14 protein-coding genes and 2 pseudogenes are annotated in these 18,623 nt (G+C 68.9%); 6 read left to right on the plus strand and 10 right to left on the minus strand.

Annotated elements, in window-relative coordinates; genetic code table 11:
• The first annotated feature begins 359 nt into the window (after positions 1–359).
• Positions 360–854 carry a hypothetical protein gene (locus OG410_RS30485; RefSeq protein WP_329302022.1) on the plus strand — a complete coding sequence of 165 codons (495 nt, stop codon included), beginning with the start codon at positions 360–362 and terminating at the stop codon, positions 852–854.
• Positions 855–973: 119 nt separating this feature from the next.
• Here the strand turns inward: OG410_RS30485 and OG410_RS30490 are convergent.
• Together OG410_RS30490 and OG410_RS30500 are read right to left on the minus strand one after the other, a co-directional pair.
• Positions 974–2,072 (minus strand): annotated as a pseudogene (locus tag OG410_RS30490) (IS110 family transposase).
• Positions 2,073–2,376: 304 nt separating this feature from the next.
• On the minus strand, positions 2,377–3,783 hold the full coding sequence (locus tag OG410_RS30500) for an NF041680 family putative transposase (RefSeq protein ID WP_329302024.1): 1,407 nt from the start codon (positions 3,781–3,783) through the stop codon (positions 2,377–2,379).
• Positions 3,784–3,964: 181 nt separating this feature from the next.
• Between OG410_RS30500 and OG410_RS30505 the strand changes: the two genes are divergently transcribed.
• A protein-coding gene (locus OG410_RS30505) for an IS5 family transposase (RefSeq protein WP_443063814.1) occupies positions 3,965–4,769 on the plus strand; the annotation gives its coding sequence in 2 pieces (ribosomal slippage) (positions 3,965–4,323 and positions 4,322–4,769; 807 coding nt in all).
• Between the two features lie 6 nt (positions 4,770–4,775).
• Here the strand turns inward: OG410_RS30505 and OG410_RS30510 are convergent.
• From OG410_RS30510 to OG410_RS30525, 4 genes and pseudogenes are all read right to left on the minus strand, one after another.
• Positions 4,776–5,654 (minus strand): MOSC domain-containing protein, encoded by an 879-nt coding sequence (locus OG410_RS30510; protein WP_326789549.1) that lies wholly within the window; start codon positions 5,652–5,654, stop codon positions 4,776–4,778.
• Between the two features lie 110 nt (positions 5,655–5,764).
• Positions 5,765–6,297 (minus strand): annotated as a pseudogene (locus OG410_RS30515) (transposase); the annotation flags it as partial.
• Between the two features lie 89 nt (positions 6,298–6,386).
• A complete protein-coding gene (locus tag OG410_RS30520) occupies positions 6,387–7,331 on the minus strand; it encodes a sucrase ferredoxin (protein WP_329302026.1) in 945 nt (314 codons plus the stop codon).
• A gap of 163 nt (positions 7,332–7,494) precedes the next feature.
• The gene (locus OG410_RS30525) at positions 7,495–8,760 is read right to left on the minus strand and encodes a citrate synthase (RefSeq protein ID WP_329302027.1); all 1,266 of its coding nucleotides are present in this window, start codon (positions 8,758–8,760) and stop codon (positions 7,495–7,497) included.
• 97 nt (positions 8,761–8,857) lie between these two features.
• Here OG410_RS30525 and OG410_RS30530 point away from each other — a divergent pair, with 97 nt between their 5' ends.
• Positions 8,858–10,036: a citrate synthase/methylcitrate synthase gene (locus OG410_RS30530; RefSeq protein WP_329302028.1), complete on the plus strand. Its 1,179-nt coding sequence runs from the start codon at positions 8,858–8,860 to the stop codon at positions 10,034–10,036.
• An 88-nt stretch (positions 10,037–10,124) separates the two neighbouring features.
• Here OG410_RS30530 and OG410_RS30535 read toward each other — a convergent pair whose 3' ends face one another.
• From OG410_RS30535 to OG410_RS30545, 3 genes are all read right to left on the minus strand, one after another.
• Positions 10,125–10,364 (minus strand): hypothetical protein, encoded by a 240-nt coding sequence (locus tag OG410_RS30535; protein WP_328671941.1) that lies wholly within the window; start codon positions 10,362–10,364, stop codon positions 10,125–10,127.
• 166 nt (positions 10,365–10,530) lie between these two features.
• Positions 10,531–10,731 carry a hypothetical protein gene (locus OG410_RS30540; RefSeq protein WP_329304300.1) on the minus strand — a complete coding sequence of 67 codons (201 nt, stop codon included), beginning with the start codon at positions 10,729–10,731 and terminating at the stop codon, positions 10,531–10,533.
• Between the two features lie 311 nt (positions 10,732–11,042).
• Positions 11,043–11,600 (minus strand): DUF6082 family protein, encoded by a 558-nt coding sequence (locus OG410_RS30545; RefSeq protein WP_329302029.1) that lies wholly within the window; start codon positions 11,598–11,600, stop codon positions 11,043–11,045.
• A 323-nt stretch (positions 11,601–11,923) separates the two neighbouring features.
• On the opposite strand from OG410_RS30545, the gene OG410_RS30550 reads away from it, so the two are divergent.
• A complete protein-coding gene (locus OG410_RS30550; protein ID WP_329302030.1) occupies positions 11,924–13,009 on the plus strand; it encodes a CobW family GTP-binding protein in 1,086 nt (361 codons plus the stop codon).
• Between the two features lie 7 nt (positions 13,010–13,016).
• Here OG410_RS30550 and OG410_RS30555 read toward each other — a convergent pair whose 3' ends face one another.
• Complete coding sequence (locus OG410_RS30555) at positions 13,017–15,476, minus strand: DNA gyrase/topoisomerase IV subunit A (protein ID WP_329302031.1); 2,460 nt, start codon at positions 15,474–15,476, stop codon at positions 13,017–13,019.
• Positions 15,477–15,823: 347 nt separating this feature from the next.
• On the opposite strand from OG410_RS30555, the gene OG410_RS30560 reads away from it, so the two are divergent.
• Together OG410_RS30560 and OG410_RS30565 are read left to right on the plus strand one after the other, a co-directional pair.
• Complete coding sequence (locus OG410_RS30560; protein ID WP_329302032.1) at positions 15,824–17,185, plus strand: M16 family metallopeptidase; 1,362 nt, start codon at positions 15,824–15,826, stop codon at positions 17,183–17,185.
• Positions 17,182–18,570, plus strand: a complete 1,389-nt coding sequence (locus tag OG410_RS30565; protein ID WP_329302033.1) for a M16 family metallopeptidase — start codon at positions 17,182–17,184, stop codon at positions 18,568–18,570. The genes OG410_RS30560 and OG410_RS30565 overlap by 4 nt, the downstream gene beginning before the upstream one ends.
• Positions 18,571–18,623 lie beyond the last annotated feature (53 nt).

Genomic DNA, 18,623 nt, shown 5'->3' on the forward strand with positions numbered 1-18,623 from the left:
GCCTGACACGACCTCTGGCCGGTTCGTGCGTCGCACCCCGGCCCCGTGGAACTATGGTCTGTGTGATGTCGTGATCAATCGGCTGCTGGGCGGAGAGCTGGGGAGTCTCCTTCGAGAAACTCAACAGGGAAGCAATTGCAGAGGATCGCCCGTCAGCGGCTGGTTCGCCGGTTCCTGCTCACTGTGGCCGGCCTTCCACGATCCGCCGCATCGACCCCGATGTTGGAACGGATCACCGCGCAGCCCACGGAACCGGACCAACGCGCAGCACAGTCTGAGTCGGAGCCCCCTGGGCCGAGCCGTCCTTGGAGGCATACTCCGGGCTTTCCACGATGACGGACAGAGCCCATGATGGCGGCATGGCTGCCAGCGAAGACCTGCTCTGGGACGCGGACGACAAGAGCATGCAGATGGTTCCGCGGCTCCGGCGCATCGGGGTGACGGTCGGCTGCCTCGGCTTCCTCGGGGCGCTGTGGGCAGACTCGGACGCCACATGGGTCCTCTACGCAGGTGCTCTCTACCTACTGGGGGAGATCGCGTACTGGGCGTGGGATTGGCGGCGTCTGGTCGAGGCGCACATCGTCCCGGGCGAAGCCGACGGCCCTGCCAGACTCCGTCTCCGCCGCGTCGGCGGACAGATCACCGAACACGACCCCCACCACGTAGCCCGCGTCCTCCTCATCCACGACAACGTCCACGACCTGGCAAGACTCCGCCTGGGCCTGCACGGTCGGCAGCTCCTCTTCGGACGCCCGGGCCGTCCCCCGGCCCTCACCACATGGCGCCAAATCTGCCCGAAAGCCCAGGTCAGCGACAGAGCCGCCCAATGGGGCATGCCAGGAATCCCCGACTAGGGCCTGCGTGATGTCGTGATCAGGCGGTTGCCTGCAGCAGGTCATTGATCCAGATCATCGAGGCGCGGAGGTGGAGGCCGGCGAGGTAGCTCTCGGGCATCTTGATGCCCCTATGGATGTCAAGCTGCGAGGGCCTGGTCGCGGGGCCGAGCGTGGGCTCGGATGATGGTCGTGTAGAGCTCTCGGGCGACGTAGCGTTTCAGGCATCGGATGGCTTCGCGTCGGGTTTTGCCTTCGGCGACGCGTCGCTCGACGTAGCTGCGGCTGCGTGTCTCCCAGCGGAGTCGAGCAAGGACGATCGTGTAGAGAGCCGAGTTGGCCTGACGGTCACCGCCTCGGTTGAGCCTTCTGCGCTGTGTCTTGCCGGAGGAGGCTTCGACCGGGCTCACCCCGCAGAGCGAGGCGAACGAAGCCTCGCTGTGGAGTCGTTCGGGATTGTCGCCTGTGGCGATGAGCAGTGCTGCGGCGGTATCCGGGCCTACGCCGTAGCAGTCAAGCAGCGGCGGGACGTGCTGCCTGATCATGTCGGTGATCTGCTGCTTGAGAGCGGTGATCTCATCGTCGAGTTCCTCGACTCGACGGGCGAGCAACCGCAGGGTGAAGACCGCGGCCGCCGTGGCCGTGCCGGCCATAGACCTGTGCAGTGACTTGCAGGCTCGGACCAGTTTGGGAATGGTCAGCCCGTCAAGGGGTTCTCGCAGTTCTGGACTGGCCGTCACGAGTACGGCTCTGAGCTGGTTGACGGCCTGTGTGCGGGCTTTGACCGCGGAGTCCTTGGCCATCTTGAACAGCCGGAGAGCTTCAACGGGACCGTCGGCGAGCTTGGCTGTCGCAGTGGCTCGGCCGGACAGCACAGCGTGGGCTGCAGCTTCGGCATCGATGGTGTCGGTCTTGCCGCGACGGCGGCGTGTCGCCTTGTCCGGCTGGTTCACCGTCGATGACGGTCAGCTCGTTGGTGCGCAGAAATCGGCTCAGCGCGGCTCCGTAGGAACCGGTGCACTCGACGCCGGCGCGGCTGACCAGACCTGATGAACGGGCCCAGCCCAGCAGTTGCTGGTAGCCATCGGCCGTGGCAGGAAAGCTCCGGGAGCCGATCAGCTTGCCCGTTGTCGAGATCACGGCTGCCACATGAGCGTCCTTGTGGGTGTCGACCCCCAGGACGACCTCACGCTGGCAGTCCTGAAAACGGATCGGCTGGGTCGTGTTGGTACTGGTCATCGGTCTCCTGCCATCGAACCGGAGCTGGTGGCTGCTGCCGGGCCGGCAGGGTGGTCAGGACTGTGACGGTGCCTGTCGCGAAGGCCCCTATCGGGACACATCCGCCGGTCTGGCGACAGCGAGTGCCGTCCCGGACAGTGACCGACAGATCAAGACTCAGGACATGACAGTCAGTCGTATCGCGGGTCAAGCCACCACCGAGACGGCACCGTTATCCTCACAGTCGTATCGAGTCGCGATGCCCCGCCAGGCTTTCAGCTTGCTGATCAGACGCTCGACGGTGTTCCGCTCCTTAGCTTCGCTTTTATCCCTGTGAGTGTCGGATCGCAGGTCTTGCGGCTGTTTTGACTGCGGGGTGGCGGGTGGCTGGGCCTCGTCGGGTGCCTTGTGGACGGCCTGTGGAGCGTCCGCAGGGTTGTGGCGGCTTGGCCGGTGTTCCCACTGCTGTCTGAACGTGACGAAATCGTCGGCGGACGCGGCCGGGTGTGAGATGGGTCTGCGGCAAAGGCTGTTCCCAGGGCAGCCGATGGTCGGCCACCAGGGAGCGGGCAAGGCGGAGTTGGGTGTAGGCGGCGATGACCAGCCAGGTCCATCGGTCGGCCTGCTCCGGAGTGCGGGGCCGGGGCAGAGTCCAGTTCAGGGTCTGGCGGGCGAACCGGAAGGTGTGCTCGATGTCGAACCGGCGGGTGTAGGCCCGCCAGAGCAGGTCCGGATCGGGGGTCTGGCCAAAGGGGCCTGTCCACCACAGCCACAGAGTCTTCGGGGCCCGGCTCCGGCCGGGCAGCCGGTCGACGGTGAGCCGGACCAGGGTGCCGGGGACGATGGGGCGAGGGCCTCGGCTGCCGTGTCCGTCGTGCTGCTGGGTCTTGGCGTGCAGGCGGTGCCACATCTGCACGCTCACCGCGCCGTATTGCTCGTCCGCGCAGGTGTGGACGGCGTCCGGGACCGGCCAGGTGGTGGGGTCGGGACAAGTGAACTTCGCGCCGTGGCGGCGCGGCCGCCCCGAGCCTGTCGCCCTGATGGGTGGCGGGTCGGCGTAGAACGACCGGTCGGAGCGGACCCGGACCAGGATCTGGGCCGCAGTTCCGGCGAGTTCGAGAGCCAGGCGGACGGAATCGTAGCCGCCGTCGAATACGAACAGCGGGGTCTTGAGGCCAAGTTCGGGACTCCGTCGCAGCAGACCGTGGATCTGGAGGGCGGCGACCGTGCTGGGATTCTGCCCCGGCAGCAGCCGCTGGGCATCTACTGGCGCGGTCCACGAGTTCGTCGTCAGCTCCAGGCCAACGAGCCAGGAGTAGGCCCAGCCGGCAACGATTGGCTGTCCCGCCGAGTGCTTGGAGGGGTGGTAGTAGTAGCCGCGGTCAGGCGAGCACTCGGCATCGCTGCGGACCCACACGCTCACGTCCACCGCGAACACAGGGCACGAAGCACCGGGCAGCGAGGCAGCGAGCAGCTCACGCACCTTTTCGGCATCCACGTAGCCTTCAGCCAGGGCCGCATAGGTACTCCCGTGGCCGCGGCGGTGCAGCCCATCGAGTGACAGGTAGGGCAGCGAGATGACCGGGCCGGCCGCCAGCAGGGCATCCGTCAGCTCGAACAACGCGTCACCCCGCCGGGCCAGGCAGTCGTACCAACCCCTGCGGAACCGCGCCAAGTTGGTCCCGCTCTGGCGGCCCACCCCCGCCCCGAGCACACTGACAGCGACGGCCATCGCACCCTCCCCTGGTCTTCACCTACCTGGAGAGTCCCGCGATGGCCGTTCCACGTCCCGGCTACCGAGCAACCAACCATGCACGACCAGAGCACACGGATAAAAGCGAAGCTTAGAACTCCTAACGAAATGATCTTCGGGGTGGTTGGATCACTCCGGGACTGGTGATCTGGGGGTGCGGGTGGCTCGGCCGAAGCCGTGGGAAGTTGACGACGAACTGTGGGCGGTGATCGAGCCGCTGCTGCCCAGGGTCGAGCGGCGGAGCCGGCATCCGGGACGCAAGCGGCATCCGGACCGGCTGGTGTTCCAGGGCATCCTGTTCGTGCTGCACACCGGGATCGCCTGGGAGCACCTGCCGCAGGAACTCGGCTTCGGCTCGGGGATGACCTGCTGGCGCCGCCTGGCCGAGTGGACCAAGGCCGGGGTGTGGCCCCGGCTGCACGAGGTTCTTCTGGCCGAGCTGCGCGGTGCGAACGCCCTGGACTTCTCCAGGGCGGCGGTCGACGGCTCCCACATCCGGGCGTTAAAGGGGGCCCAAGACGGGACGAAGCCCTGTCGACCGGGGCAGGGCGGGCAGCAAGCACCATTTGATCACCGATGCCACCGGCATCCCGCTCGCCGCTACCCTGACCGGCGGCAACCGCAACGACGTCACGCAGTTGATCCCGCTGCTCCAGGCCGTGCGGGGCAAGCGCGGGCGGCCCCGCCGCCGCCCGGACGTTGTGCTGGGCGACCGCGGCTACGACCACGACAAGTACCGCCGACTGGTCCGGGACCTCGGCGTGAAGCCGCTGATCGCCCGCCGCGGCACCGAGCACGGCTCCGGCCTGGGCACCCAACGCTGGGTCGTGGAACGCGCGTTCGCCCACCTGCACTGGTTCCGCCGCCTGCGGATCCGCTGGGAGATCCGCGACGACATCCACGAAGCCTTCCTCACCCTTGGGTGCGCACTGATCTGCTGGCGGCGCCTGAAGTCATCGCACTAGGTGTTCTTACAGTTCGGCGTCGCCCCACTCCTGGACGACCACCTCGTCGCCGACCGACAGCTTCCCCGGCCGTATCACGGAGAACTTCGCGCCGAACACTACGCCCCCGCTCGCCGCTCGCCGGTAGCCCGCGAGCGTGCGCAGGGGCTCCCGCCCCCGCCGCGCTCCGACCTCCTGCTCAACCAGAGTGACCGCACAGCGCACCGCGAGTTTGGCATAGCCCAACTCGGCCCCGCCGATGGTGATGCGGCGTGCGCGGTCCTCGGCGTGCGGTACGGCTGCCCAGTCGCCGCCGTCACTGTCATGACCGTGACCGTCGCGGCTGTCGACGACGATGTTCGGGCGAAAGCGGTTCATCGACAGGGGCGGGGCGCCACGCTCGGCCATCCGCCGGTTGAGGAGAGTGAGGGAGGCGCGGGACAGCAGGTGCACGGCGCTGCTGTCGGCATAACCGGAGGGGCCAGGGGTCAGGCCGTCGGCGACCCGGTCGTGCTCCGGCGGCACGCGGACCAGACGGCTGGAGGTGCCGAGGACCTCCGAGAGCCAGGCAGCGACGTCGTCACCCTGGTCAATCCCCTGGAAGGCGGCGCCGAACAGATCGATGTCGCGGCGCGGCGCGGACGTGGTCACGTCGAGGCGCACCGTGCCGTAACGGCCTGTGCTGTCGGCCGAGTCGAGCGTGAGTCGAGTGCCGTCGGCGCTGACGGCGGGCCGGATCAGGGCGAGGCGCGGGTGGCGGCGCTGGGTTCGGTAGACCCCGTCCTCGCTGATGACCATGAAGCTGCGGTCGTGCGCGAGGCCCGCCGGCGTGAGGAGCGCATCGCTCATCGAAGTGCCTGCGCATCCCTTGATGGGGTAGCAGATCAGATCCATGACGTCAGCCATGTGCCGCCTCCTTCGGTCGACGGCCACATTAGAACGTCAGTCTTGCTGAGGTGACGTCATCGGTCCCGGAGTGATCCAACCACCTCGTAGATCATTTCGTTAGGAGTTCTTAGCCCGCCACGGGACCTGCCGAGCAGGGCTTCCTTCAGGCGGAGCCTGCGCCGTCGTCTGATGTGCCGGCGTTCTTCCCGACCGGGGGCGTCCCTTCCGCCCTGTCCGTTCTGTTCCGGCGGGCCGCCCCCTTTTGCCGGGCCCGTTCCCGGTCGGCGGCGGCTTCCTCAAGAGCATCCATGACCTCCCTGCCGATGCGCATCCCGGCGGCGTCGTGGTGGGCGCGGGCGGTGGTGGAGTCCACACTGACCAGGGACAAGTCCGTCTTCCCCTGACGGGCGGCCTCAGCGATCACGCCTTCCAGCAGTGCGGTGAAAACGCCGGCGTCCCTCCAGACCCGGAAGCGGCCGTAGACCGTCGGCCACGGGCCGAACTCACCCGGCATCTCCCGCCACTGACTACTGGTACGGAACCGCCAGATCACCCCCTCGAACTGCTCACGCAGCCGCTCAGGGTACGGGCCGTACTCGCCTATCGGCAGAAACGGCTCGATCGACTTCCATTGCTCGTCGGTGAGTTGCCTGCGCGTCACGATCGCCTTCCTACCGGATCCGCCTTCCAGACGGATCCGGATCGGCAAGATTGATCACGACGTCACACAGGCCCCAGGGGCCCGGGTCGTCAGCAGGCCACGGCGACAGCCGTCTCCTCCAGTTGCCGTACAGCCACCACGTCCATCCGCGCCGGTGAACCGAGTGCCGAGCCGCAGCTTTCCGGGCGAGGCGGCAGAGAGGCGCCCCGCGCCACGACGACCCGCCACAGGCGGCCGTCGGAGTGGGCGACGGTCACCTCCCAGCGCGGCGCGGTGCCGTCCGTGCGGATCACCGTCAGGACATCGGCGGCGTGCTCCCCCGACGCCGTCCGTACGGCCAGCTCGGCCGCCTGGCCGGGGCGTTCCCAGGCGGAGTTCCCGCGACACCCCTCGGTGACGACCCGGCCCTCCCGGACGCCTTGGAGGATCTCCTTGACGGCATGGGCCTCGGCACGGCCGTACGCGTACCCGTACGGAAGGATCAGCACGGTGGGGGAGAAGCGATGACCCCCCAGATGGGTGACCTCCCAGGTGCCGCCGACGCCGGAGGCGGCCAGTTCCGCCGCCAGCGGGCGTCCGAGCAGGGCGCAGCAGCGGTCGCGCTTGCCGTTGGTGCAGACGAGGGCCAGCGGATCGCCGGTATGGGGCCGCCCTTGGAGAACCTCTTCGAAGGAGCGCGGATCGCCCGCGCCGAGCGCGGCGAAGTCGAGGTCGAGCAGGTGTCCGGGGTCGTGCGTCATGGCGCTGTGCAGCCATACGTTTCCCGGAGTGGTGTGGGCCACGTACACATGCCGATCAGCGGGAGAGCCGCAGTCGGCATGGCGCCCGGGACGCCGGATCAGGGCGATCCGTACCCCTGTGCCCTGCGCGGCCGCTTCGAGGGCGCGGCCGAGCGTGGGATCCAGGTGGCTCGAAGTGAGCGCCTTGGCACCCCAGGGGCCGGACTGCTCGATGAGCAGCCATGTCCTCGCAGTGGCCGCGGTTCCGGAAATCGGCTCGTCGAGCTGCCGTGACGCGGTCGTGCACGTACTCACAGAGGTGAGCCTAACCTGACTTCGCCCGGGGTGACTTCCCGCCGTCCGCAGGGGGCGCCCCAGGGGTGGTCCGGTCGCGTGGCGAGGCGTACGGAAGCGCGGGCGGGGAGGCGGCGCTCGGAGGGGGTGCAAAGACCCTCTATGCGCGCCCGGCGCGCGCTGTCTAGCTCCGGCGGGGGAGGGGCTGGGGCGGCCGCTCGCCCACGTAGTGGCCGCTCGGCCGCATGCGCAACGGGCGCTCCGCGTACTCCTCCAGGGTGTGGGCGATCCAGCCGGCCGTCCGTGCGACAGCGAAGATCGTCTCTCCCGCAGCGGCCGGCATCCCGGACGAGACGGTGAAGACGGCCAGCGCCAGATCGACATTGGCGTGCAGAGGGGTGTGCCGGGCCGTGGTGGTCACCACGTCATGGGCCGCCTCCAGTGCGGGTGCCGCGCCGGGCACCTCTTCCAGGAGGGCGAACAGGGCACGCGCGCGTGGGTCTTCGCCGGGGTAGAGCCGATGGCCGAGTCCGGGGACACGGCGCCCTGCGCGCAGTTCGTCGGCGACCACGGGAGCGGCGGTGCCCTGGTCCAGGACGTCCAGCAGCAGTCGGTGAGCGAGCCCGCTGGCCGCCCCGTGCAGGGGCCCTTCGAGGACGCCGAGGCCCGCCGACACGGCCGCGTACGCGTGGGCGCGCGCCGACGCCGCGACCCGGACCGCCAGCGTCGAGGCTGCCAGGTCGTGGTCGACGAGCAGCCCGAGTGCCGTGTCCAGCACCCGCACCGACGCGTCGTCGGGTTCGCGCCCGCTGAGCCGTGCCCACAGCCGACGGGCCAGCGGGCCTTCGTCGCGGTGGTCGAGCCGCACGGTCGGAAGCGCGGCGACGAGGGTGGGAATGAGGGTGCGTCCGGTGCCGAGTACGGCGTTCTCGGAGAGGTCGAAGCGCAGCGGGTCGGCGGCCGCCGCGGCGATCGCCGCGACGCGCAGCCGGTCGGTCGGGCCGCTGTGCTCGGGCAGCGCTTCGACGCCGCGTCGGGCGGCGGTCACGGCTGCCTCCGGGGCCGTGAACGTGACGCCGGGGCGCAGTTCGCCGGTCCACAGCCATTCGGCGATCTCCTCGTAGGAGTACCGCGCGGCCAGTTCCGTCGCGTCGACGCCCCGGAAGTAGTACCGGTCCTTGTCGATCAACGTGATGCGGGTGCGGACGGAGAGCTCGCCGCCACTGCTCGAACTGCCGCCGCCTTCGCGTCTGTTGCGCCGCGCGAGGGCCTCGACCTCCTTGGGGTCGAACGTGCTCCCGCGCCCTCCCTGCTCCCGCCTGCTGCTGAGCTGACCCCGGCTCACATACGCGTACACGGTCTCCGGCTTCACGCCGAGCAGTTCGGCGGTCTCCTTGGTGCTGAGCCGCCGGCCCTCGTGCGCAGGTACTGCCGCTTCTCGATCCCTCATGAGCGCCACCGTATCTGTGGATCAGCATATTGATTGGATCAATATTGACAGTTATAGAGTCAAGCATGGACAGTCGAATCAAGTCCAGGGAGGAAACATGCCGATCAGCCAAGCCGCGTCCACCTCTGCCGTCGTATCTGCCGATGTTCCACGAGGTCTCGCCGGCGTAGTCGTCACCGACACCGAACTGGGTGACGTCAGGGGGTTGGAGGGCTTCTATCACTACCGCCAGTACTCGGCCGTCGACCTCGCGCAGGCGTGCGGCTTCGAGGAGGTCTGGCACCTGCTGGCCCACGGTGAGCTGCCCGACGAGCCCCGCCGTGCCGCCTTCACCGCGCGGACCGCGCGGTTGCGCAGACTGCCGGACGACGTGCGCGACGCGCTGCCCGCGATCGCGGCGGCGACCGGACCGTCGGGCCCCCTCGCCGGGCTGCGCACCGCGTTGTCGCTGCTCGGGGCCTCCCTGGGCTTCCGGCCGGTGTACGACATCGACGCCGGGCGGCGCCGCGACGACGGCCTCGCGGCGACGGCCGCCGTGCCCACACTGCTCACCGCGCTGTACCGGATCGGGCAGGGACTGGACCCGGTGGAGCCGCGCGAGGATCTGGGATACGCCGCCAACTACCTGTACATGTTGACGGGTTCGGAGCCGGACGCAGCCCGCGCTCGAGCGGTCGAGCAATACCTCATCTCAACCATTGACCACGGATTCAATGCATCAACGTTCACGGCACGGGTGATCGCTTCCACCGGCGCGGATGTGGCGGCCTGCCTCGTGGGCGCGGTCGGGGCTCTCTCCGGTCCTCTCCACGGAGGCGCTCCCAGCCGAGCGCTGGACACCCTCGACGCGATCGGGACGCCCGACCGCATCGACCCCTGGATCCGCGAACGTGTCCTCGCCGGCGAGCGCATCATGGGCTTCGGACACCCCGTCTACCGCACCGAGGACCCGCGCTCGCGGATGCTCCGAGGGATGGCTCAGGAGTTCGGTGGCCCGCTCGTGGAGTTCGCGGTCGAGGTGGAGCGACAGGTGGAAGCGATTTTGGCCGAACTCAAGCCGGGCCGGGAGCTGCACACCAACGTGGAGTTCTACGCCGGTGTGGTCATGGAACTCTGTGGGCTGCCCCGAGAGATGTTCACACCCACCTTCGCCGCCGCCCGCGTGGTCGGCTGGAGCGCGAACATCATGGAGCAGTCGGAAGACTCGAAGATCATCCGCCCGGCGGCTCGCTATGTGGGTCCGGTTCCGCCGGTGGCGGTGCCTGCTCGCGGCTGACCAGAGACCGAGCCGACCGGAGATCGAAACGGGCTCGGCAACAAGCTGTTGCCGAGCCCGGGTGGAGGTTGCTCCGAAAACGCCTCCGCTAGGCCGGGGGAATGTCGTCCTTGGCCCGCAGGAGTGTCTCGCGTGTGATGACCACGATCCGCTCGTAGTCGGCTCGTGCGGCATCGGACGGGAGCTCTGGCTCGAGCTCCAGGGTTGCATCGCGCCCGATGACGGCGAAACTGCCGTCGCTCAGCTCGAAGATGTCGGGACAGGACTGACCTGATGCGCTGCCTCGTGCACGGGGAGGGGCACCAATCCGACGGATGACAGTAGTCATTGTCTTGAGCCTTTCGTGCGGTGATCGTGAGGTCAAGGTGTGGATCGTCCCGTGAGCGCCCACCACGCAGGAGTGGCATGCGGAACCGGGCTACCAAGGGCGAAGCGAACGCACGACGACGTGTGGGTTGTGCCGATGCTCGAGTGAGAGTGTGGTGTTCAGCCGCCTATGCGTCGGGAATATCCGCCTTCGCGTGAATGAGGGTTTCGCGGGAGACTACGACGATGCGCTCGTAGTCTGCGCGGGAAGCGTCGAAGGGCAGTTCGGCGTCTAGCTTCTCGGTGACATCTGTTCCGATCACAGCGAACGTACCGTCGGACAGTTCGAAAATGTCCGGGCAATTAGCACCAGAAGAACTTCCCCGCATGGTGGGGGGAGTGCCGATCCGACGGATGATGTGACTCACTGTTCTCGGTCTTCCTTTGGTCTCGAGGTGGGATGGCCTGCGCGCTGTTGCTGCGCGGCGCGATGCGGCCCTGTGGGGCCGCGACCTCGGTCCGGCGGCTGGAGCGACTTTCGGTGGGGATCGGCCCGATACGTGATTGCGCAGTATTCAACCCTGTTGGCATCTGGGGAAACGCGCAGGTTTACTGGTTCGTTATCGCCCGACCGTGTGATTCGCTCGGCAGGGTGGCGTGGGTGAACGGGTTTGCGCCGGAGCGCGACAAACGAAAGGCGCTACTCGCCGGGTGGTTCACCCACCACCCACCACTCGTCCGCGTCCGCCTCCTCGAGCTGCGCGAGCAGATCTTCGACCATGAGTCCGATTTGAGCTTCTTCTGATGTGCTGATCAGGGTTGCCCGATGAGGGCGTGTTGCGTACCAGTACTCGCGAAAGATCGGGTTTTGGAGCCATCCGCGGGCAAAGCCGAAGAATTCCTCCCGGGTCATGTTGCCCATCCGGTAATAGCAGAGCGCGTTGGTGTACAAGGCGTTACTGAACAGGAACTGGCGCTGTTTCCTCGGGGACACGGTCCCGTCGTACGCGTCCAGGACCTCCGCCAGCTCGGGATCGTCCATGGCCTTGCTCAGCAGCTCCCAGTGGAGTCGCTGCTGGTGCGCGAGATTGGCCTGTCGCTGGGTCTGGGCGGCCTGCTCCAGCAGTTCGATCCGCGCGTGCAGCGCGTCAAGCGTGGATCGCTGCGCGACGAGGGTGACGGCGGCCCCCGCGAGCAGGCCGACCGCCGCCGCGGCGGCGGCGCGCAACCCGTGAACCTTGACTTTCAGTGTGGCCATGTCAACCCCCGAATCAGGCGACCGTCCGCCGGTCGTCGGTTGTGGGGCGACAGGGAGCGGACCGGCGAGCGGTGGGCGGCGCGCTTGCCGTCTCCCAGTGTTGCCGAGCGGCTCTGATCGGCGGGGAGGCGGAGAAGAGGCGCACGGAGGGATGTGCGGGTCTCATCCACCGGCGCCATGTCCAACGTGTGCCCCGCGAGCGCCGCTAACAATCGTTCACTTCGGGGCGATTCCCCCCACTCGTATGCTGGGTCGGCATTCATTCCCCGTGTGAGCGCCGGTCCCGTCAGCCGGTGTACGCACAGCTTCAGAAAGGGCGCGTGGTGAGTCGGTCGAGTACCCGCCAGATCCCGGTCATCGTTCTCGCCGGCTTCCTGGGTTCCGGCAAGACCACACTGCTCAACCATCTCCTGCACCGCAGCGGTGGCAGTCGCATCGGAGCCGTCGTCAACGACTTCGGCGCGATCGAGATCGACGCGATGGCCGTGGCCGGAGCGCTCGGCGACTCCACCGTCTCGCTCGGCAACGGGTGTCTGTGCTGTGCGGTCGATGTCAGTGAACTTGATCAATATCTGGACAGGCTCGCTCAACCCTCCGCCCGGATCGACGTCATCGTCATCGAGGCGAGCGGGCTCGCCGAGCCCCAGGAACTCGTACGCATGGTGCTCGCCAGCGAGCACCCCGGGATCGTGTACGGCGGGCTCGTCGAGGTCGTCGACGCCGCCGAGTTCGCCGGCACGCGCGAGAGGCATCCCGAGATCGACCGGCACCTCGCTCTCGCCGATCTCGTCGTCGTCAACAAGACCGACCGGGCCGAGGACGCCGGACGTGTACTGGGTGTCGTCCGGGAGCTCACCGACCGTGCCGCGGTCGTCCCCGCCACCTACGGCCGAGTCGATCCTGAGTTCCTCTTCGACTGCAGGCCCAGCGAGGAGCGCATCGGACAGCTGTCCTTCGACGATCTCCACCGGCACGACGAGGGCGACGGCGAGGCGGACGGTCCGGGAGAGGGCGGTCATGAGGATCACGGCCACCTCGGTCACCTCCACTCCGCCTACGAATCCCTCTCCTTCAGCTCCGCAGCGCCTCTGGGGCCACGGCAGTTGATGGCTTTCCTCGACAGCCGGCCCGAGGGGCTCTACCGGATCAAGGGGTACGTCGACTTCGGCGTCCAGGACATTCGCAACCGGTACGCCGTGCATGCCGTCGGGCGGTTCCTGCGCTTCTATCCGGAGCCCTGGACCGACGCGGACGAGCGGCTCACCCAGCTCGTCCTCATCGGCTCCGGGATCGACACGGTGGCGCTGGCCAAGGAGCTGGAGGCATGCAAAGAGGACGCCCCGCATGCCGACGAACACAGCATGTGGGGCGTCCTCCGCTACGTACAGGAGCCCAGCCCGGAGGGCTGACCGCGCACTACACCGGGCCCGCCACCACCGAAACCGGCTTGCCGAGCGAGATGCCCGAGCCGTCACGGCGCGGGTCGATCTCCGGCAGGTCGACGGGCATACCGGTCTTCTGCGCCGCGCGTCCCGGCACCGGGCCGGCCCAGGCCAGCGACAGGCAGTCCTCGCCCTTCAGGAACCGCTGGCAGCGCACACCGCCGGTGGCACGGCCCTTGCGCGGATACTGGTCGAAGGGAGTCAGCTTCGCCGTGGTCTGGACGGAGTCGTCCAGTGTTCCGCGCGAACCCGCCACCGTGAAGACCACGGCGTCTACCGCCGGGTCCACCGCGTTGAACGAGATCACCTTCGCGCCGTCCGTCAGCTTGATGCCCGCCATGCCGCCCGCGGCACGGCCCTGTGGGCGTACCTGCGAGGCCTGGTAGCGCAGCAGCTGGGCATCGTCAGCGATGAAGACCAGGTCCTCCTCGCCGGTGCGCAGCTCGACGGCGCCGACGATCCGGTCGCCGTCCTTGAGGGTGATGACCTCCAACTCCTCCTTGTTCGAGGGGTAGTCGGGCACCACACGCTTGACGACACCCTGCTCCGTGCCGATCGCGAGGCCCGGCGACGTCTCGTCGAGCGTCGTCAGACAGATCACCGTCTCGTCCGGATCGAGGGAGGACAGGAACTCCGTGATCGGAGCGCCCCCGGAGAGATTGGGCGCCGACGCCGTCTCGGGCAGCTGCGGCAGGTCGATCACGTTCAGGCGCAGAAGGCGGCCCAGGGACGTGACCACGCCGATCTCGCCGCGTGCCGTCGCGGGCACCGCGGAGACGATCACGTCGTGCTTGGTGCGCTTGCCGTCCGGGTCCTCCCCGAAGGGGTCACCGGTCGCCGTACGCGCCAGCAGCCCCGTGGAGGACAGCAGGACGCGGCACGGGGCGTCGGCGACCTGGAGCGAGACGGTCGCGGCGGGAGTTCCCGCGGACTCCAGGAGAACCGTGCGCCGGTCGGTGCCGAACTTCTTGGCCACCGCGGCCAGTTCGCCGGAGACCAGCTTGCGCAGCTCCGAGTCCGAGTCCAGGATGCCGGTCAGCTCGTCGATCTCGCCGTTGAGGCGGTCGCGCTCCGACTCCAGCTCGATGCGGTCGAACCGGGTGAGCCGGCGCAGCGGCGTGTCCAGGATGTACTGCGTCTGGATCTCGGAGAGCGAGAAGTGCTCGATCAGGCGTTCCTTGGCCTGCGCCGAGTTGTCGCTGGAGCGGATGAGGCGGATGACCTCGTCGATGTCCAGGAGAGCGACGAGGAGGCCTTCGACCAGGTGCAGCCGGTCGCGCTTCTTGGTGCGGCGGAACTCGCTGCGGCGGCGTACGACGTCGAAGCGGTGGTCGAGATAGACCTCCAGCAGCTCCTTGAGGCCCAGGGTGAGCGGCTGACCGTCCACCAGTGCCACGTTGTTGATGCCGAAGGACTCCTCCATCGGCGTCAGCTTGTAGAGCTGTTCGAGGACCGCCTCCGGCACGAAGCCGTTCTTGATCTCGATGACCAGGCGCAGGCCGTGCGCGCGGTCGGTGAGGTCCTTGACGTCGGCGATGCCCTGCAGCTTCTTCGAGCCGACCAGGTCCTTGATCTTGGAGATCACCTTCTCCGGACCGACGGTGAAGGGCAGTTCCGTGACGACGATGCCCTTGCGGCGCGCCGTGACGTCCTCGACCGACACCGTGGCGCGGATCTTGAAGGTGCCGCGGCCCGACTCGTACGCGTCCCTGATCCCGGAGAGACCGACGATCCGGCCGCCGGTGGGCAGGTCGGGGCCCGGGACGTGCTTCATCAGCGTCTCGAGGTCGGCGCCCGGGTAGCGGATGAGGTGCCGGGCGGCGGCGATGACCTCGCCGAGGTTGTGCGGCGGCATGTTCGTGGCCATGCCGACGGCGATCCCCGACGCGCCGTTGACCAGCAGGTTCGGGAAGGCGGCCGGAAGGGCCACCGGCTCCCGCTCCTGGCCGTCGTAGTTGGGCGAGAAGTCGACGGTGTCCTCGTCGATCGACTCGGTCATCAACGACGTCGCGTCGGCCATCCGGGCCTCGGTGTAACGCATCGCGGCCGGCGGGTCGTCGTTGCCGAGCGAACCGAAGTTCCCGTGGCCGTCGACCAGGGGCAGACGCATGGAGAAGGGCTGCGCCAGACGCACCAGGGCGTCGTAGATCGACGCGTCGCCGTGCGGGTGCAGTTTACCCATGACCTCGCCGACGACACGGGCACACTTCACATAGCCGCGCTCGGGACGCAGGCCCATCTCGTTCATCTGGTAGACGATGCGACGGTGAACCGGCTTGAGGCCGTCGCGGGCGTCCGGCAGGGCTCGCGAGTAGATGACCGAGTACGCGTATTCGAGGAAGGAGCCCTGCATCTCGTCCACGACGTCGATGTCGAGGATCTTCTCCTCGTACGAGTCGTCGGGCGGCGGGGTCTTCGTGCTGCGGCGGGCCATCGCTGCTGCGGCTCCTTCACAGTCTCTGCCGGGGCATGAACGGGTTCTGACGCGCACCATTGTGGACCGCCCCACTGACAACGCCGACCGCGACCCGTCCGTAGCGCCCCTGCGGCGCGCTGCACGGGCCTCGCGGGGACCGCTCCCGGACGGCCGTCCGGCCCGGTGCCAGACGGCCCCGAGCGCGTTCGCGGCGGTTCCCGGTGGGCTTCCCCAGGTGTGTCGGCAACACGCACAAGTCTCGCTCTCGGCGTACGAGGTGCGGGAACTTCGCCAGCCGTCCGCGCGCTTGCATACAGTGGCAGGACCGACAGGAATGACGTAGTTCCGCGATCGAAGGGACGTACATGCCCATGGGTCACACGGCCACAGCTGAGGCAGGCTCCGGCGGCCTGACAGCGACCGAGCACCGCCTGGCCAACGGCCTGCGCGTGGTGCTCTCCGAGGACCATCTGACCCCGGTCGCCGCGGTGTGCCTCTGGTACGACGTCGGCTCGCGCCACGAGGTCAAGGGCCGGACCGGTCTCGCCCACCTCTTCGAGCACCTGATGTTCCAGGGCTCCAAGCAGGTCCACGGCAACGGTCACTTCGAACTCGTCCAGGGCGCCGGCGGCTCCCTCAACGGCACGACGAGCTTCGAGCGCACCAACTACTTCGAGACCATGCCCACCCACCAGCTGGAGCTCGCCCTCTGGCTGGAGGCCGACCGCATGGGGTCGCTGCTCGAGGCACTGGACGACGAGTCCATGGAGAACCAGCGCGATGTCGTGAAGAACGAGCGCCGGCAGCGTTACGACAATGTGCCGTACGGCACCGCCTTCGAGAAGCTCACCGCGCTCTCGTACCCCGAGGGCCACCCGTACCACCACACCCCGATCGGGTCGATGGCGGACCTGGACGCGGCCACCCTGGAGGACGCCCGCGCGTTCTTCCGCACCAACTACGCGCCCAACAACGCGGTCCTGTCGGTCGTCGGCGACATCGACCCGGAGCAGACGCTCGCCTGGGTCGAGAAGTACTTCGGCTCCATCCCCGGGCACGACGGCAAGCCTGCTCCGCGGGACGGATCGCTTCCCGACATCATCGGCGAGCAGGTGCGCGAGGTCGTCGAGGAGGACGTACCCGCGCGCGCCCTGATGGCCGCCTACCGGCTCCCGGAGGACGGCACGCGCGCGTGCGACGCGGCCGACCTGGCGCTCACCGTCCTCGGCGGCGGCGAGTCCTCCCGGCTCTACAACCGGCTCGTACGCCGTGACCGCACAGCCGTCGCGGCCGGGTTCGGCCTGCTGCGGCTCTCCGGAGCACCCTCCCTGGGATGGCTGGACGTGAAGACGTCCGGCGACGTCGAGGTCCCGGTCATCGAGGCCGCCGTCGACGAGGAGCTCGCCCGGTTCGCCGAGGAGGGCCCCACGGCCGGTGAGATGGAGCGCGCCCAGGCCCAGTTGGAGCGCGAATGGCTCGACCGGCTCGGCACCGTGGCGGGCCGCGCCGACGAACTGTGCCGGTACGCCGTCCTGTTCGGCGACCCGCAGCTCGCCCTGACCGCCGTGCAGCGCGTTCTCGACGTCACGGCGGATGAGGTCCGGGAGGCCGCCAAGGCTCGCCTGCGCCCCGACAACCGCGCGGTGCTCGTCTACGAGCCGACCACCGCCGAAGCAGCCGACGCGGCTGACTCCGCCGACGAGACCGACGAGGAGGCGGCGAAGTGACCGAGCTCGCCACCATGGACTTCCACCCGCAGCCCCAGGCCGGCCAGCCGAAGCCGTGGGCGTTCCCCGCCCCCGAGCGGGGCACCCTGGACAACGGTCTGACCGTGCTGCGCTGCCATCGCCCCGGCCAGCAGGTCGTGGCCGTCGAGGTGAACCTCGACGCGCCGCTGGACGCCGAGCCGACGGGCCTGGACGGCATCGCCACGATCATGGCGCGCGCCTTCTCCGAGGGCACCGACAAGCACTCGGCCGAGGACTTCGCCGCCGAACTGGAGCGCTGCGGCGCCACGCTCGACGCGCACGCCGACCACCCCGGTGTGCGCCTGTCCCTCGAAGTGCCCGTCTCGCGCCTGGCCAAGGCCCTCGGCCTGCTCGCCGACGCGCTGCGGGCCCCCGCGTTCGCGGACAGCGAGGTCGAGCGGCTGGTGACCAACCGGCTGGACGAGATCCCGCACGAGACGGCCAATCCCGCCCGCCGTGCCGCCAAGGAGCTCTCCAAGGAGCTGTTCCCGGCGAGCGCGCGCATGGCGCGCCCGCGGCAGGGCACCGAGGAGACCGTCCAGAACATCGACTCGTCGGCCGTTCGCGCGTTCTACGAGAGGCACGTGCGCCCCGTCACGGCCACCGCCGTCGTCGTCGGTGACCTGACCGGTGTCGATCTCGACGAACTGCTCGCCGACACGCTCGGTTCCTGGACCGGCTCGGCCGCCCAGCCGCGCCCCGTGCCGCCGGTGAGCGCCGACGACACCGGCCGTGTGGTCATCGTCGACCGCCCCGGCGCCGTCCAGACGCAGCTGCTCATCGGCCGGGTCGGCGCCGACCGGCACGACCGCGTGTGGCCCGCGCAGGTCCTCGGCACCTACTGCCTCGGCGGCACCCTCACCTCGCGCCTGGACCGCGTCCTGCGCGAGGAGAAGGGCTACACCTACGGCGTGCGGGCGTTCGGACAGGTCCTGCGCTCCGCGCCGGACGGCACGGGCGCCGCGATGCTCGCCATCAGCGGCTCGATCGACACCCCCAACACCGGTCCTGCGCTCGACGACCTGTGGACGGTGCTGCGGACCCTCGCGGCCGAGGGCCTGACCGACGCGGAGCGCGACGTCGCCGTGCAGAACCTGGTGGGCGTCGCGCCCCTCAAGTTCGAGACGGCCGCGGCGGTCGCGAGCACGCTCGCGGACCAGGTCGAGCAGCACCTGCCGGACGACTATCAGGCGACGCTCTACCGGCAACTGGCCGCCACCGGCACCGTGGAGGCCACCGCGGCGGCCGTAAGCGCCTTCCCGACGGACCGTCTGGTGACCGTCCTGGTGGGCGACGCGGCGCAGATCGCGGAGCCGGTCAGGGCCCTCGGAATCGGTGAAGTCACCGTGGTGGCCGCCGAGTAGAGCCCGAGCGACGCGGGAGGGCCCTGACGGCTGAAGAGCCGTCAGGGCCCTCC

Source organism: Streptomyces sp. NBC_00659 (genome assembly GCF_036226925.1).
GTDB lineage: Bacteria > Actinomycetota > Actinomycetes > Streptomycetales > Streptomycetaceae > Streptomyces.

Coding starts and splice junctions, on each gene's coding strand:
- OG410_RS30485 (WP_329302022.1), top strand. CDS start 360: ATGGCTGCCAGCGAAGACCTGCTCTGGGACGCGGACGACAAGAGCATG.
- OG410_RS30500 (WP_329302024.1), bottom strand. CDS start 3,783: ATGGCCGTCGCTGTCAGTGTGCTCGGGGCGGGGGTGGGCCGCCAGAGC.
- OG410_RS30510 (WP_326789549.1), bottom strand. CDS start 5,654: ATGGCTGACGTCATGGATCTGATCTGCTACCCCATCAAGGGATGCGCA.
- OG410_RS30525 (WP_329302027.1), bottom strand. CDS start 8,760: ATGAGGGATCGAGAAGCGGCAGTACCTGCGCACGAGGGCCGGCGGCTC.
- OG410_RS30530 (WP_329302028.1), top strand. CDS start 8,858: ATGCCGATCAGCCAAGCCGCGTCCACCTCTGCCGTCGTATCTGCCGAT.
- OG410_RS30535 (WP_328671941.1), bottom strand. CDS start 10,364: ATGACTACTGTCATCCGTCGGATTGGTGCCCCTCCCCGTGCACGAGGC.
- OG410_RS30540 (WP_329304300.1), bottom strand. CDS start 10,731: ATGCGGGGAAGTTCTTCTGGTGCTAATTGCCCGGACATTTTCGAACTG.
- OG410_RS30545 (WP_329302029.1), bottom strand. CDS start 11,600: ATGGCCACACTGAAAGTCAAGGTTCACGGGTTGCGCGCCGCCGCCGCG.
- OG410_RS30555 (WP_329302031.1), bottom strand. CDS start 15,476: ATGGCCCGCCGCAGCACGAAGACCCCGCCGCCCGACGACTCGTACGAG.
- OG410_RS30560 (WP_329302032.1), top strand. CDS start 15,824: ATGCCCATGGGTCACACGGCCACAGCTGAGGCAGGCTCCGGCGGCCTG.